Origin of the sequence: Bradyrhizobium sp. BRP23 (assembly GCF_020194135.1) — a bacterium.
In the GTDB taxonomy this organism is placed as follows: domain Bacteria; phylum Pseudomonadota; class Alphaproteobacteria; order Rhizobiales; family Xanthobacteraceae; genus Bradyrhizobium; species Bradyrhizobium yuanmingense.
This window is the reverse complement of the sequence record NZ_JADYVW010000003.1, coordinates 31,988-46,326: the sequence shown is the minus strand read 5'-3', so window position 1 is coordinate 46,326 and position 14,339 is coordinate 31,988. Positions and strand designations below refer to the sequence as shown.

At 64.7% G+C, this 14,339-nt stretch carries 18 protein-coding genes; 8 read left to right on the top strand and 10 right to left on the bottom strand.

What is annotated here, in order from left to right:
- Position 1 precedes the first annotated feature (1 nt).
- Complete coding sequence (locus I6F24_RS08175; RefSeq protein WP_225149588.1) at positions 2-913, top strand: hydroxymethylglutaryl-CoA lyase; 912 nt, start codon at positions 2-4, stop codon at positions 911-913.
- A gap of 105 nt (positions 914-1,018) precedes the next feature.
- On the opposite strand, the gene I6F24_RS08170 is transcribed toward I6F24_RS08175, so the two are convergent.
- The 4 genes from I6F24_RS08170 to I6F24_RS08155 all read right to left on the bottom strand — a co-directional run bounded on the left by I6F24_RS08170 (position 1,019) and on the right by I6F24_RS08155 (position 4,894).
- The gene (locus I6F24_RS08170; protein WP_036027961.1) at positions 1,019-1,945 is read right to left on the bottom strand and encodes a dihydrodipicolinate synthase family protein; all 927 of its coding nucleotides are present in this window, start codon (positions 1,943-1,945) and stop codon (positions 1,019-1,021) included.
- Between the two features lie 73 nt (positions 1,946-2,018).
- Positions 2,019-3,002 (bottom strand): TRAP transporter substrate-binding protein, encoded by a 984-nt coding sequence (locus I6F24_RS08165; RefSeq protein WP_225149589.1) that lies wholly within the window; start codon positions 3,000-3,002, stop codon positions 2,019-2,021.
- An 18-nt stretch (positions 3,003-3,020) separates the two neighbouring features.
- Complete coding sequence (locus I6F24_RS08160; RefSeq protein WP_225140745.1) at positions 3,021-4,286, bottom strand: TRAP transporter large permease; 1,266 nt, start codon at positions 4,284-4,286, stop codon at positions 3,021-3,023.
- Complete coding sequence (locus I6F24_RS08155) at positions 4,286-4,894, bottom strand: TRAP transporter small permease (protein WP_225149747.1); 609 nt, start codon at positions 4,892-4,894, stop codon at positions 4,286-4,288. Before I6F24_RS08155 ends, I6F24_RS08160 begins: the two co-directional genes overlap by 1 nt.
- A 231-nt stretch (positions 4,895-5,125) precedes the next feature.
- Here I6F24_RS08155 and I6F24_RS08150 point away from each other — a divergent pair, with 231 nt between their 5' ends.
- A complete protein-coding gene (locus I6F24_RS08150) occupies positions 5,126-5,809 on the top strand; it encodes a GntR family transcriptional regulator (RefSeq protein ID WP_225149590.1) in 684 nt (227 codons plus the stop codon).
- A gap of 103 nt (positions 5,810-5,912) precedes the next feature.
- On the opposite strand, the gene I6F24_RS08145 is transcribed toward I6F24_RS08150, so the two are convergent.
- From I6F24_RS08145 to dctP, 3 genes are read right to left on the bottom strand one after another with little or no spacing between them, the layout of a single operon-like run.
- The gene (locus tag I6F24_RS08145; RefSeq protein WP_225149591.1) at positions 5,913-7,271 is read right to left on the bottom strand and encodes a TRAP transporter large permease; all 1,359 of its coding nucleotides are present in this window, start codon (positions 7,269-7,271) and stop codon (positions 5,913-5,915) included.
- Positions 7,268-7,822 (bottom strand): TRAP transporter small permease, encoded by a 555-nt coding sequence (locus I6F24_RS08140; protein WP_035999618.1) that lies wholly within the window; start codon positions 7,820-7,822, stop codon positions 7,268-7,270. Before I6F24_RS08140 ends, I6F24_RS08145 begins: the two co-directional genes overlap by 4 nt.
- Entirely contained in the window at positions 7,819-8,841 is a 1,023-nt protein-coding gene (gene dctP / locus I6F24_RS08135) for a TRAP transporter substrate-binding protein DctP (RefSeq protein WP_225125469.1), read from the bottom strand. The genes I6F24_RS08140 and dctP overlap by 4 nt, the downstream gene beginning before the upstream one ends.
- 325 nt (positions 8,842-9,166) lie before the next feature.
- On the opposite strand from dctP, the gene I6F24_RS08130 reads away from it, so the two are divergent.
- The gene (locus I6F24_RS08130) at positions 9,167-9,412 is read left to right on the top strand and encodes a pentapeptide MXKDX repeat protein (RefSeq protein WP_035999609.1); all 246 of its coding nucleotides are present in this window, start codon (positions 9,167-9,169) and stop codon (positions 9,410-9,412) included.
- A gap of 120 nt (positions 9,413-9,532) precedes the next feature.
- Here I6F24_RS08130 and I6F24_RS08125 read toward each other — a convergent pair whose 3' ends face one another.
- Positions 9,533-9,880 carry a DUF6481 family protein gene (locus I6F24_RS08125; protein ID WP_036027966.1) on the bottom strand — a complete coding sequence of 116 codons (348 nt, stop codon included), beginning with the start codon at positions 9,878-9,880 and terminating at the stop codon, positions 9,533-9,535.
- Between the two features lie 264 nt (positions 9,881-10,144).
- Here I6F24_RS08125 and I6F24_RS08120 point away from each other — a divergent pair, with 264 nt between their 5' ends.
- From I6F24_RS08120 to I6F24_RS08110, 3 genes are all read left to right on the top strand, one after another.
- Positions 10,145-10,381: a hypothetical protein gene (locus I6F24_RS08120; protein WP_035999592.1), complete on the top strand. Its 237-nt coding sequence runs from the start codon at positions 10,145-10,147 to the stop codon at positions 10,379-10,381.
- Positions 10,382-10,457: 76 nt separating this feature from the next.
- Positions 10,458-10,694, top strand: a complete 237-nt coding sequence (locus I6F24_RS08115) for a hypothetical protein (protein ID WP_057029336.1) — start codon at positions 10,458-10,460, stop codon at positions 10,692-10,694.
- Positions 10,695-10,866: 172 nt separating this feature from the next.
- Positions 10,867-11,628 carry a hypothetical protein gene (locus tag I6F24_RS08110; protein ID WP_225149592.1) on the top strand — a complete coding sequence of 254 codons (762 nt, stop codon included), beginning with the start codon at positions 10,867-10,869 and terminating at the stop codon, positions 11,626-11,628.
- Between the two features lie 284 nt (positions 11,629-11,912).
- Here the strand turns inward: I6F24_RS08110 and I6F24_RS08105 are convergent, their stop codons facing one another.
- Complete coding sequence (locus tag I6F24_RS08105) at positions 11,913-12,074, bottom strand: hypothetical protein (RefSeq protein WP_225149593.1); 162 nt, start codon at positions 12,072-12,074, stop codon at positions 11,913-11,915.
- A 163-nt stretch (positions 12,075-12,237) separates the two neighbouring features.
- Here I6F24_RS08105 and I6F24_RS08100 point away from each other — a divergent pair, with 163 nt between their 5' ends.
- On the top strand, positions 12,238-12,429 hold the full coding sequence (locus tag I6F24_RS08100; protein WP_074447952.1) for a hypothetical protein: 192 nt from the start codon (positions 12,238-12,240) through the stop codon (positions 12,427-12,429).
- Positions 12,430-12,711: 282 nt separating this feature from the next.
- On the opposite strand, the gene I6F24_RS08095 is transcribed toward I6F24_RS08100, so the two are convergent.
- Positions 12,712-12,939 (bottom strand): DUF2171 domain-containing protein, encoded by a 228-nt coding sequence (locus tag I6F24_RS08095; protein ID WP_025036201.1) that lies wholly within the window; start codon positions 12,937-12,939, stop codon positions 12,712-12,714.
- A gap of 114 nt (positions 12,940-13,053) precedes the next feature.
- Here I6F24_RS08095 and I6F24_RS08090 point away from each other — a divergent pair, with 114 nt between their 5' ends.
- Positions 13,054-14,337, top strand: a complete 1,284-nt coding sequence (locus tag I6F24_RS08090) for a hypothetical protein (protein WP_035999576.1) — start codon at positions 13,054-13,056, stop codon at positions 14,335-14,337.
- The last annotated feature ends 2 nt before the right edge of the window (positions 14,338-14,339 follow it).

Genomic DNA, 14,339 nt, shown 5'->3' with positions numbered 1-14,339 from the left:
GATGAGCGATCCGGTCCGCATCATCGAAATGGGGCCGCGCGACGGCCTTCAGAACGAGAAGACGTCCGTCAGCGTCGAGGCGCGCATCGCCTTCATCGAGGCGCTCGTGGCGGCCGGGCTGGATACCGTGGAGGTCGGCGCCTTCGTCTCGCCCAAGGCTATCCCGCAGATGGCAAGCTCGGATGCCGTGCTGCGCGGCGTCGCGCATGTGAAGGGCGCCGAATTCCACGTGCTGGTGCCGAACGAGAAAGGCTATGACGCCGCGCGTGCCGCGGGCGCGAAAGTGGTCTCCGTGTTCGCGGCGGCCTCCGAGGGGTTTTCCCGGGCGAACATCAACTGCACGATTGCGGAGTCCATCGAGCGCTTCAAGCCGGTGTTGGCGCGCGCCAGGGAGGATGGCGTCAAGGTGCGCGGCTATATCTCCTGTGTGCTGGGCTGTCCGTTCGATGGCGAGATTAAGCCGAAGGCGGTCGCGGATCTTGCGAGCACGCTGTTCGAGCTCGGTTGTTACGAGATCTCGCTCGGCGACACCATCGGTGTCGGCACGCCAGCCAGGGCCAAGGAGATGCTGCGCGCGGTGGCCGCCAACATTCCCGCAGCCAGGCTCGCGATGCATTTCCATGACACTTACGGCCAGGCGCTCGCCAACCTCTATGCGGGCCTGGAGGAGGGCGTCCGGGTCATCGACGCCGCTGCCGGCGGGCTCGGCGGCTGTCCCTATGCGCCGGGCGCGACGGGGAACGTCGCGACCGAGGACGTCGTCTACATGCTGGAGGGTATGGGCGTCAGGACGGGTGTCGATATGGAGAAGCTGCTGGCGGCGACGAACGCGATGAGCGGCGTGCTCGGCAAGCCGCCCGTGAGCCGCGTGGCCTCCGCGCTGAACGCGAAGAAGAAGCGGGCTGTCACCTAGTTCTCCGTCATTGCGAGCGAAGCGAAGCAATCCAGAGTCTTTCCGCTGAGGCGGTCTGGATTGCTTCGTCGCAAGGGCTCCTCGCAATGACGACCGAGAGAGTTTTCAAGCCGCCTTCAGCCCGACATCCGGCAGGCGCGGGCGGTTCTTCAGCGCCTTGGCCATCAGGGCCTCGACCTCGGCCTTTTCCTGCGGCAGCAGTGCCAGGCGGGGCGGGCGGGTCAGGGCGGTGCCGCGGCCCATGATGTGCTCGCACAGCTTGATGCACTGGACGAGGTCCGGGCGGGCATCGAGGTGCAGGAGCGGCATGAACCATTCGTAGAGCGGCATCGCCTCGGCGAAGCGCCCGGCCTTGGCGAGGCGGAACAGCGTCTCGCCCTCGCGCGGGAAAGCGTTGGACATGCCGGAGACCCAGCCAACGGCACCCATCGCGACGCTCTCGACGATGACGTCGTCGAGACCTGCGAACAGCACGAAGCGGTCGCCGACCATGTTGCGGGTGTCGATGAAGCGCCTGGTGTCGCCGGAGGAATCCTTGAAGCAGACCACGGTCTCGACGTCGGCGAGCGAGGCGAGAATATCAGGCGTAACGTCGTTCTTGTAGATCGGCGGGTTGTTGTAGAGCATCACGGGAAGGTCAGTCGCGGAGGCGACGGCGCGGAAATGCGCGGCGGTCTCGTGCGGCTTGGAGGAATAGACCAGCGCCGGCATCACCATGACGCCGTCGATGCCGACGCGTGCGGCTTCCTTCGCGGTCTCCACCGCAAACGCGGTGGTGAATTCGGCGATGCCGCACAGCACGGGCACGCGGCCCTTCGCGACCGACTTCGCCGCTTCCATGATCGCGACCTTCTCCTTGCGCTCGAGCGAGGTGTTCTCGCCGACCGAGCCGCAGACGATCAGGCCGGAGACGCCGTCGCGGATCAATCCGTCCATGACCTTGGCGGTCGCGTCGATGTCGAGCGAGAGATCGTCGTGGAATTGGGTGGTGACGGCCGGGAAGACGCCTTCCCAGGCAACGCGGCGGCTCATGGTTTAACTCCAGGGGTATGTGCCGGCGGGGGGCTGGAGCCGCCGGCTTTTGTGAAAGGGATGGGGAACGGGATCAGAGCGTTGCGCCGACTTTGCGCAGCTCGGCGAGGACGGGGGCCTTGGGCAGCCAGATCTTGTCGAACTCGGCGATGACGGCCTCGGTGTCCTTGGCGTCGACCTGGCGGATCGGGATCGGTGCTTTCTTGAAATTCTCGATCAGCGTGGGCTCGTTGCCGGCGAGCTCGTCGATCTGCGCGTCCAGCGTCGTCTTGATCGTTTTCGTGACCAGCTCGCGATCGGCGGCGGGCAGCGATTGCCAGACGCGGCCGGAGACGACGGCTGCCATCGGCATGAAGACGGCGTTCATCTGCAGGATCACCTTCGACACCTTGTCGAAGCGCTGGTTCCAGGAGAACTCGAGATCGGCTTCGAGGCCGTCGACCTGGCCGTTGGCCATGGCGTCGAACACCTGCGGCGTCGGGATCGGCGTCGGCGCCGCGCCGAGCGAGGAATAGAAGTCGCGATAGACCGGGGTCGGGTTGATGCGCAGCTTCATGCCCTTGATGTCGGCGAGCGTGTTCAGGTCCTTGGAGGAGAACACCGCGCGCATTCCAGTGATGCCCCAGCCGAGCCCGATCGTGCCGGTCTCCTGCGGCAGCACCTCGAACAGCTTCACCGCCGCCGGATGCCGCACGAACTTGGCCACCGCCGGCGTCGAGCGCACGATGTAGGGCGCGTTGATTGCGGCGATGTGCGGCACACGCGAGCCGAGCTCGGCGGCCTGGATGAAGCCCATGTCGAGCGCGCCGGACTGCAATTGCTGCATCATCGCGGTCTCGTTGCCGAGCTGGCCGGCGTGGAAGACGGTCAAGGTCAGGCGGCCGTTGGTGGCGGCCTTGAGCTCGTCACCGAATTTGAGCGCGGCCTTGTTCCAGGAATGGCCGTTCGGCGTGATCAGGCCGAGACGGAATTCCTTGGCCTGGGCGAGCGCCAGCGACGGGGCGAACACCGAGGCGGCGGCACTGGCGGCGAGAAAGCGGCGGCGGGAAAGCGGCATCGTGGGACTCCTTTGGGCCTATTTGACGAGGATCAGCGAGAGCGATGGGTACAGCGAGAGCAGCACCAGGAGGATGCAGGCGATGACGAAGAAGGGCAGCGTCACCATGAACATCCTGCCGGGCTTGGCGCCGGTGACGGCGGCCGCGACGAAGAAGCAAAGCCCGACCGGCGGCGACAAAAGGCCGAGCACGAGGTTGATCACCACGACGACGCCGAATTGCCGGGGGTCGATGTGATAGATCTCGGTTGCGACCGGCAGCAGGATCGGCACCGTCATGATCAGGCCGGGAATGCCGTCGATCACCGTGCCGATCAGCAGCAGGATGACGTTGCAGATCAGCATGAAGCTGACCGGATCCTTGGCGACGGTCTGGATCCAGGCGGCGGTCTCCTGCGGCACCTTGCCGAAGATCAGCACCCAGGAGAACACCGCGGCGGCTGCGACCAGAAACAGCACGATCGCCGAATAGATCGCGCTGCGCAGCATCATCTGCGGCAGCTGCGAGAACTTGAATTCCTTGGTCCAGAACTTTCCGACCACGGCCGCAGCCACCGCGCCGACGGCCGCGGATTCCGTCGCATTGGCGAGGCCGCCGAGGATGGTGCCGACGATGACGATCGGGATCAGCAGCGTCGGCGAGGTCCGCAGGATGGTCATGACGCGCTGGCGCGGCGTCTGGTAGTCCGCGCGCGGATAGTTGTAGATGTAGCCCATCAGCGCGATGACGAGGCAGAACATCACGGTGAGGATGACGCCCGGGACGATGCCGGCGATCAGCATGTCGCTGACCGAGACCTGCGCCAGCACGCTGTAGACCACGAACATCACCGAGGGTGGGATGATCGGGCCGAGCATGCCGCCATAGGCGGTCAGGCCGGCCGCGAAGGTCTTGTCGTAGCCCTTCTTCTCCATCTCGGGGACCATGATCTGCGCCATGATCGCGACCTGCGCGGTCGCCGATCCCAGGATGGACGAGATGAACATGTTGGCGAGGATGTTGACGTAGGCGAGCCCACCCTTGAGCGAGCCGACGAAGGCCATCGCCATGTCGACGATGCGCCGCGTGATGCCGCCGCCATTCATGATCTCGCCGATCAGGATGAAGAGCGGGATCGCGATCAGGCCGTAGCTGTCGACGCCGCCGAACAGCTGCAGCGGATAGGATTGGAACAGCACCGGGTTGCCCGAGGCGGCGATGTAGACGAGGCCGGCGAGGCAGAGACAGAGGCCAATCGGTACGCCGACCAGCATGAAGGCCATGAAGGCTGCTGACGTGATCATCAATTGACCCCGTCGAGCTCGGAGAGCTGGAAGCCCTTCGGCGGCGTGCGCGGGACCAGCTCGAGATCTTCAAGCAAGTTGGCGAGACCATGAACGGTCATCGACACCGCGAAGATCGGCAGCGTCAGATAGAGCACCCAGGTCGGCCAATTCAGCGTCTGCGTGCGCTCGGTGTAGAGGAAGTTGAAGGTCTCGGCGGCAAGCTTGCGCCCGTCGAAGCCGGCGCGGGCGAGGCCGACCGGGTCCATCCAGAGCACGCAGGTGACGATCAGGGCGACGCCGAACACCACGACGAGGCCGGTCGAGATCACTTTTGCAAATTTCTGGTGCTGAGCGGAAAGTCGCTCCGTCAGCATGGACACGGCAAAATCGAGCCGCAGCCGCGTCATCGCGGATGCCCCGATGAAGGTCAGCCAGACCACGCAATAGACGGCGGATTCATCGATCCAGTAGATCGGGAAATGCGAGTAGCGGGTGACGACATTCACCAGGATCAGTCCGGTGAGCAGGTACATCAGGCCCATCAGCGCGAGCCGCTCGCAGGCCAGCAGGGCACTCGACATCCGGACGATCATGCGTTGGAGGCTGAGTGCGCGCGTGGCCGGCATGGTCTGCTCGATCATGAAAGAGGCCCCAACCCCCTGAAGATTTGTCGTGCGATTGCCAAATGTATAATTTATACATTTTGGGAGTCAAACGGAGTTTGCGGTCATTTCGGCGGCAGGGCGCGCGTTTGCTGGGCATTATGCTTGTGGCGCCCCGGCTTTTGCCGGACAGCTCGACATGCAAGACAGGGACCGCGTCGGCCGCACGAGTCGGGAAGGACAACGGACGATCAGATGAAACAGCCTCTGAAGCATCGCACCCTGTCGGCTGCGATCGTCGACCAGCTCCGCCAGGCAATCCTCGACGGCTCCTATCCGGCCGGATCGCAGCTGCGCCAGGACGCGCTGGGCGAAGCCTATGGCGTCAGCCGCATCCCGGTGCGCGAGGCGCTGTTCCAGCTCGAGGCGGAAGGCTTGGTGCGGATCGTGCCGCAGAAGGGCGCCATCGTCTCGGAGCTGTCGTTGGACGAGATCAACGACGTGTTCGACCTCCGTCGTATCCTGGAGCCGCGACTGCTGGCGCAGTCGGCGCCGCACTTCGCCACGCAGGATTTCGATGGGCTCGACGACATCCACCGGAGCTTCGAGAAGGCGATCAAGGCGCGCAACGTCAGTGAATGGGGCCAGCTCAATGCCGACTTCCACATGGCGCTCTACGTCCACGCCCCGCAGCCGCGCACGCGCGCGATCGTGCTGTCGCTGCTGCAGACCAGCGACCGCTACACGCGGCTACAACTCTCCAACACCAAGTCGATGGGCATTGCCGAGAAGGAGCACGCCCATCTGATCGCGCTCTGTCGTGCGCAGAAAGTAGAGGAGGCCTGCCGCTTCCTGGAGCGGCACATCGAAGCCGTGCGCAAAGACCTGCTGCAGGTGGTGGCGAACGCGCCGAAGTCGCGGCGGAAGGAGAAATCGTAGGGTGGGTTAGCCGAAGTCGTAACCCACCGCTGTTCGTCTCCGCTGCGACAGAAGACGTGGATTACGCCTTCGGCTAATCCACCCTACAGGCCGGCGATCGCTTCTACCTGCTCCCGTCCGGCCCCATCACGAGGTCCGGCAGCCAGGTCGAAATCCCCGGCACCAGGCACAGCAGCAGCACTGCAAGCATCATCAAGAGCACGAAGGGCAGCGTACCCCAGATCACCTCGCGCAGGGGAATATCGGGCGCGACGTTGCGGATGACGAAGATGTTGAGGCCGACCGGCGGATGAATCAGCCCCATCTCCATCACGATGGTCATGACGACGCCGAACCAGATGATGTCGAAATTGGCGGCGCGGAGCGGCGGCAGGATGATCGGTGCCGTCATCAGGATGATCGAGACCGGCGGCAGGAAGAAGCCGAGCACCACGACCATGATGAGGATCGCGAACAGCAGCTCCCAGCGCGGCAGATGCATCGCGACGATGGATTCGGCGACCGATTGCGAGATGTGCAGATAGCTCATCACGTAGGAATAGAGCAGCGACATGCCGATAATCATCATCAGCATGGTCGATTCCCGGATCGTCGACTTCATGATCGGCGCGAGGTCGCTCGGCCGCCACACGCTGTAGATCGCAGCGATCAGCGCCAGCGCCAGGAGGCCGCCGAGGCCGGCGGTCTCCGACGGCGTGGCATAGCCGCCATAGAGCGCGACCATGACGCCGGTGAGCAGCAGCACGAAGGGGATCACGCGCGGCAGCACGCTGAAGCGTTCGGCGAGCGTGTACTCGTCGCGGGTCAGGATCGCAGCCTCCGGCCCGCCGTTCTTGTAAACCGCTTCGGCCGCAGCATATTCCTGGCGGAAGCGGATGACGGCATAGATGCCGAACAGCGTGACCAGCAGCAGGCCCGGCCCGATGCCGGCGAGGAACAGCCGTCCCAGCGACTTTTCGGCGGCGACCGCGAACAGGATCATCGTGATGGAGGGCGGCAACAGAATTCCGAGCGTACCGCCGGCGGCGATGATGCCAGCGGCAAAGCCGCCGGAATAGCCGCGCTTGCGCATCTCGGGGATACCGGCCGAGCCGATGGCCGAGCAGGTCGCTGGGCTCGAGCCCGCCATCGCCGCGAACAGCGCGCAGGCGAACACGTTGGCGACGCCGAGCCCACCGGGCACGCGATGCAGCCAGGCATGCAGCGCCGAATAGAGGTCCTGGCCCGCGCGCGACTTGCCGATCGCCGCGCCCTTCAGGATGAAAAGCGGGATCGACAACAGCGTGATCGAGGCCATCTCCTCGTAGACGTTCTGCGTCACCGTATCGAGCGAGGCCGAGGGCATGAATATGGCCATGAACACCACCGCGACCGCGCCGAGCGCGAACGCAATGGGCATGCCCGAGAACATCACGAGCAGCGTCACGATGCCGTAGGCGAGGCCGATGCCGAAAACGCTCATGGCCGCTTGGCTCCGGTGAAGGGCAGCGCAAGCTGCACGAGGATCTGGAGGCAGAGCAGGCTCATCCCAAGCGCCATCAGCGAGTAGGGGATGGCGAGCGGCGGCGACCACATCGAGTTGGAGACCTGGCCGTCGACATAGGCTTCGTGCGCCAGTGTCCACGACTTCCAGGTGAAGAAGGCGCAGAACAGGAACGTGGCGGCATCGACCAGCCAGAGTCGGACCTGGTTCGCGAATGGCGAGAGCAGGCCGACGAAGGCCTCGATGCCGATATGACCGCGGTTCTGCTGCACATAGGCCGCCGTCATGAAGGTCGCGCCGACCAGCAGGAACACGGCGGCTTCGTCCTGCCAATAGTTCGCGGCCTTGTACAGCGCGCGGCTGAGCACGCTGTAGCTCAGGATTGCACAGGCCGCGACAAGTGCGATCGCGGCGAACACGACGATGATGCTGTTGAGGACGGCGAGACCGCGATCGATCGCCGCCGCAGGGCCGGTCCCCGCGGCAACGCTCGTCCGGTCGTCACGATCCGGAAGCGGACCGTGGCTCATGCTGCGACGTCGATGGCGAGCTTGAGCAGGTTTGCGGCGGTCGCGGTCTTGGCGCTGTAGTCCTTCCACGCGGTGTCGCGGGCGATGTCGCGCCATTTTCCGACGGTGGCGGCGTCGAGCGCCGAGACCTTGGCCCCGGCCTTCTCATAGACCTTGGCGACCTCGACGTCGTCATCCTGCGCGCCCTTGCGGCCGAAGGCTTCGAGCTCGGTGCCGACCGCGAGCAGGATGTCCTGATGGTTCTTCGGCAGCTTGTCGAAGATCGCCTTCGACATCATCAGCGGCTCGAGCATGAACCAATAGGAGGCGCCCGCGCCCGAGGTCAGCGACTTCGCGACCTCTTCCAGGCGGAACGAGATCAGGCTCGTCGAGGAGGTGATGCCGGCATCGCAGGCGCCGGTCTGCATCGCCGCGTAGATCTCGTTCGACGGGACCGACAACACCGAGGCGCCGGCGGTCTGCAGCACCATGTCCATCTCGCGCGAGCCGCCGCGCACCTTGAGGCCCTTGGCGTCCTCCGGGGCGACGATCGGCTTGGAACGGCTGGCAACGCCGCCGGCCTGCCAGACCCAGGTGAGCAGGATGATGCCCTTGTCGGCCAGGAAGTCGGTCAGCGCCTTGCCGACGGGCTCCTTCTTCCAGCGCAGACCCTGGTCGTAGTTGGTCACGAGGCCCGGCATCAGGCCGATATTGGTCTCCGGCACTTCGCCGCCGGCATAGGGCATCGGATAGAGGCTGATGTCGAGCGCGCCCTTGCGCATGGCGGAGAACTGCGCGTTGGTCTTGATCAGCGAGGAGTTCGGATAGATCTCGGCGGCAATGTCGCCATTGCTGCGCTTACTCACTTCGGCAGCGAACATGCGGCACAGCCGGTCGCGGAAATCGCCCTTGTCGATAGTGCCGCCTGGGAACTGATGCGAGATCTTCAGCGTGGTCGCGGCCTGCGCGGTGCCGGTGCCGAAGCGGAGAATGGCAGGTGCCGCGACGGCGGTCGCGAGCAGATGGCGGCGCGTGAACATGATGTAATCCCCTTGGGCGTTTCTTTGGGCGTTTCTCGGAGTGTTTTTGGCAGAGGTGATTTGAACTGGGTTCTTCGCGACCGGGGCCAATCCAAGCCGGTCTCCATCCGATGGTCTTTCATCTGATAGTTCGAGACAGAGTGCCGCGGCAAGTGCCGGTTGTGCTGCGCTGCAGCACATCCGATCCATGCGGGCTCGCCAATCAACGAGGGCGGCTGGCCGCAGAAATTTATCGATGGTCAGCGTAACAACGCCACACGGCTATCCGTCGAGACAGGATAGCGGCGTCCGTCGCTGACAAACAAATCACGAAGGAAGATGAACCATGACCATTCGCACCCGCATCGTGCTCGGCGTCTCGGCTGCCGCTCTCTCGCTAGGCCTCGCGTTTGCGCCGGCCGCCTTTGCTCAGGACAAGATGGGCAAGGATGATGGCATGATGAAAAAGGACACGATGTCCAAGGACGGCATGATGAAGAAGGACCACATGTCCAAGGACGACGGCATGAAGAAGGATCACATGTCGAAGGACGGCATGAAAAAGGACGACGGGATGATGAAGAAGAACTGATCCCGGGTCGTCATCGCGCAACGCCCCTTGGGCGGGCCGCGTCCTCTCGAATTCCGGCGGCATTTGAGGCCGCCGGAATGATGGCTCAGTTCAAGTTCAATTGAACGTGACCAGCGCGTTTTACTTGCGCTTAGCCTTGCGGGCGGCGTAGCGCGCATCGCGCTTGGCCTTCTGCTCGGCCTCGAGCGCAGCCTGCTTCTCGGCGGCTTCCTCGGCTTCCCGCGCGATCCGCGCAGCTTCGGCTGCCTTGGCCTCTTCCTCGAGGCGCTTCTGCTCAGCCTTTTCGGCCTCGCGCGCGGCCTTTGCCTCGGCGCGCTTGGCCGCGAGGGCCTCACGCTCGGCGCGCTTCGCCGCCACCGCGGGATCATCCGGCCCCGGCTGCGACTTGAACTTGTTCAAAAGATTTTTGCGGGCGTCCTGCGCCGCCTTTTGCCGGTCTGCAAAGCCGGGTTCCCTGAATCCACTCATCGACGAGCCTTGTCTTCCTCGCTTTCGATCCTACATCGGTGCCTGTTGGTAAGTCGGCTGGGCATAGCAGGCGCCACGCGACGCAGAAGCGTGTACATCGGCGCGCGTCGCGAAGCCACCCATAATCGCAGCCGATCAGGTCAACGAAAAATCGCCCCCCGACGATCTCTCGTAGCCCGAAAAAACTGCCGAATTGTGATGTCCCTCATAAGGGAGCACATGGGCGACGCCTAGCGTCCGCCCCGTACGAGACGGAGCACGGGCATGACAATCTCAAGACCAAGCCTGAAGGCGCTCGCGATTGCCGTCGCCCTGGCAGGCGTGGCCGGCGCCGCGCTGCTGCTGGCTCGTCCGCAGCCCATCGAAAGTGCCGTGCTGGGAGCGGATTGGGAATGCACCCAGACCGCATTCGTGCTCACGAGCTGCGCACCGCGCGTTCAGGAGGCAATTCCGGCGGTCGAAACCTTGCGCAAGGATGCAATCCAGCAGACCCGGGGCTGAATTGGGCCGGACGATCCGGATGTGACGCGACGCCGCAGAGGTGGTAAAGCCAGCGCGCCAGCGTGACCAGGCGGCCATGTCGAAGCCAGAGTCCAGATCCGAACCGGGCGAGGAGCCCCATCCTCGACCGAACCGTCAGCCCAAGCCTCCGTCCGGCGGCGACCGCCGCGGCGCGCTGGCAGGATTGATCATCGCGGTCGTGATCCTCGGCGTCGGCTGGTGGCTTGCCCGGGATCTGACGGCAGCCAGCAAGATGCAGGATTGTCTGATGTCCGGGCGAAGCAATTGCAATGTGATCGAGCCGGCTCGCTAGGCGCGCTCTACAGCATGGCCATGGGGCCGAAAAAATGCCCTGATCTTAATCATTTGTAACGGGACTTAGCCGATCAAGCAGGGCAGTGATTTCGGCCGGCATCAGCCCGGCGCGCGGCGATTCGCCGATCGCGCCCGGGATTCACGGCCATGAGAGCAGGGGGCGAGCACGCATGAGTGCGTCCAAACATCTGAAGATCTTCATTCCCTTGGTTTCGGCCACGTCGCTGCTCGCGCTGTCGGCGCAGGCGCAAGAGGCCAGGTCCCGGCAAGAGGTCTTCCAACCGCCGGCCGGGCCGGCAGCAGGCGCGCCGCCACAGGCCAATCCGCCCATGCGCAAGGGCCCTCCGCCGCAGCAAGCGACCAGGCCTGCGCAGCCCGGCGGTCAGCCCCATGCGGGTCACAACGCCGGGGGCCCGCCGCCCGGAAGTCACGTCGCGCGCGGTCCTGCTCCCACACGTGATTGGGGTGGGCACACCTATCGCGGCAACCTTGCCTGGGAGGGTGGACGCTGGCGCCACGACGTCCGCCATGGCCGATCCGGCTGGTGGTGGGACGTTGGCGGCGTCTGGTATTATTATCCGCAGCGTATGGCCGGCCCGCCCGCCTACATTTCAGAGGACTATATCGACGACGTGCCGGTGGTCTACGCCCGGCCTCCGGTGGCCTATGCACCGCCACCTCCGCCGCCGCCACCGCCGGCCGATCCCGGCGCCAGCGCGCTCGGCGGCGCGCTCGTCGGCGGCCTGCTGGGCGGACTGATCTCGGGCAATGCAACCGGGGCCGCCGCAGGCGCGGTTCTTGGCGGCGCGACGGGCGCGATTGCTGGCGCGACCGCGGCGTCCCAGCCCGGCTATTACTGGGCGCAGGGCACCTGCTACTACCGCTATCCGAACGGCCAATATGTGCAGGCCGATCCCCGCGCCTGCTATTGAGTTTTGCAGGCAGGATCGGACCATTGGAGGCGGGCTTCGGGCCCGCCTCATCCTTTTGCACGCCGGCGGTTGCTATGAATTGGCTCTGGTGCTCGTCGCCCCCTCACGTCAATTTCAAAGAAAAATGACGGGATGATTCGCGGGGGATGTGGTGCATGCTGGATGCCATCCAGATCAGCGTGGCGCTCTGGGCCATGATCGTTTGCGGCGGAATTAAACTCTCGCAGGCGTTGCCCTACCTGCTCTAAAACGGCGATCAGCTGGCAGGCCAATGCCTTGGTCGGTCAGGACACGAGCCAATCGAAGAATGCGATCGAGGCCCAGACCAGGCCCGCGATCCAGGCCACCATGACGACGCCGATGGTGCCGAGATAGGCGATGCCGAGCAGGTTCGCGCGATGTCGCTGCCTCGGGACGATGACTTCGGTTGCTGCTTTGCGTGTCATGACCGGACATCACCCATGAAGCCTGGACACGTAGTTTAGCGGAGATGTCGCGGACAGGCTGTGACGTGGTTCACAGACCGGTGCAGGAAGGCTGGTCGTTACCCCGCAATCATACGGACGAAATTGCCACGCACTCGTCCAGATGGCCGGCTAGAGTCTGCGCATGTACACCGAGTACGATCCGCAACATGAGGCCGAGGCCGCTATGAAGCGCGCAGCGGAGGCCGAGGGTGCCGACAGGCAACGGCTGATCCAGCTGGCCCTGGCGTGGCACGAACTCGCCCGCGATCTGCACGATGAGCAAGCCGGCCCCTCGCATCCAGCCGGGCGCAGGCCTTTGGCCCGAGAGCGCTGAGATGAGAAAAACCCCGTGCTCGGGGGACAAGCACGGGGTCCTTCAAAGCCGACCGGGGCTGGCGGGTCGGCACCACTCAGTTCGGTCATTCAACGCGCGGATCGCGCATTCGTTCCCGGTCAATCCGCAGCGCTGAAATCCGATCGCATTGCAGCGACCTTCCGCAGAAAGTCATCGTTAACGAATGCTCCGCGCAATCGAATTGCAGTCGCGATTCGTACTCGCGAACGAAGCGGAGTCGGACCGTGAACAAACAAAAAGCCCCCGCAGGGGCTCAGTGTTTTACGCAGCTTCGGTCTTCGGGACGGCGTCGGCATTCACCGACAGCTTGACCACGTCGCCTTCGACGGCGCCGACATATTTCGTGTCGATGTAGTGATGATGGTCCTTGTGACCTTCCGGGCTGTCCTTGCGCGTCAGCTTGATGCGGTTGCCCTCGAGACGATCGACGGTGCCGACATGTGCGCCGTCCTTGCCGATGATCTTCATGTGCTCTCTGATGTCAGCCATGCTGTCCTCCTTGCATGGCTTCAACTGCGAAGGCGCCGGTTCGTTGCAGCAGGCACGTTGGACCCGTTGGGATTTCCGGACGTTGACGCCTGATTGGATCTGTCAAGAAGCGCGATGGAGACCGTTCGGGCCTATCTGGAACGCAAGCACTGGGAACTCAGGCTGTTGAACGACGGCCTGAGAAACCCGCTCGATTTGGCGTCGCCGCGTTCCGTCGATGACGTCGTCAGGTCCAAATTCCAGATCACTGCCGCGCTCAGGGCGGAGCATGAATTACACGAGTGGAAGGCGACCGAGACCGCCTGGTCGCACACGGCCGATCCCGCCAGCGGGCCGTTCGAGTTCAGTTACGACTACCAGCGGGCCGATCTCACGGTACGCGGTCCGTCGTTCTACGAGCTCGACGGCGGCTGCACGAGCACGGCAATCTACACTGCCTCGGGGATGGCGGCGATCTCCGCGGTGCTGCTCGCCTCCGCGCGGATCGTCGCGAAGGCGGATATCCTGGTGCTGCCAGGCTGCTATGGCGAGACGCTGGAGCTGATCCGAAGCTTCATGCCGGATTTGCGGATCGAACCCTTGCCGCTGCCGCTCGGCGATGCGCTTGCACGGGTGAGCTCGCCGCGGATCCTGCTGCTGGATTCCTGCTCCGTCGCCGGCGCCATCGAGGCGGTGCTGCGCTGTGACGGCTCGGGCCTCGATCTCCTGATTTTCGATACGACGTGCTTCGCCGGCAGGTCGGGCCGCATCAGGCGCGTCGTGGGGTGGGCCAGGCGACACGGAATTGCGCTGGTGCTGGTGCGAAGCCACAACAAGCTCGATTCGCTCGGAGCGGAATATGGCCGCCTCGGCTCGGCCGTCTTCGTGCGCGGGCATGAGCGTCCACCGCGGGCAGGGGACGCTGAATGGTCACGTCTCGCGTTCGAAACGCGCAACGCAGTGCGGCTGCTCGGCGGCGCGGCATTGCCGGCCCACTTCCCGCCCTTCGCGGGCAGCGCGGCGTATTGGGCGCTGACGAAGCGGCGCGTGGCGGCGATCTTGCGCAACGGCCGCAGCTCGGCGCGATGCTTTGCCGCCGAGATCCCGGCGCTCTCGGCTCAGCTTCGCTTCGCTCACGGCCTCTACGTGACTCTTCGCGGAAGGCGCGCGCTCGACGAGGCGGCAGCACGGCAGGCTGCCGAGGACATGAGCTGCGAATTGCGCCGCGCGGGCTTTCCCATCCGCCACGCCGGCAGCTTCGGCTTCGATTTCGCCGCGACCGAGTGGTTTCACGACGCGACGACGGACCAGTACAGCGTCCGGGTGGCGGTGCCGGACCTGCCGACGGAGGTGTGGGACGATCTCACCGCGGCCATTGCGCGGTGGTGGCGGGGTCATCAGCGGGCAGGCTGTGGATAGAC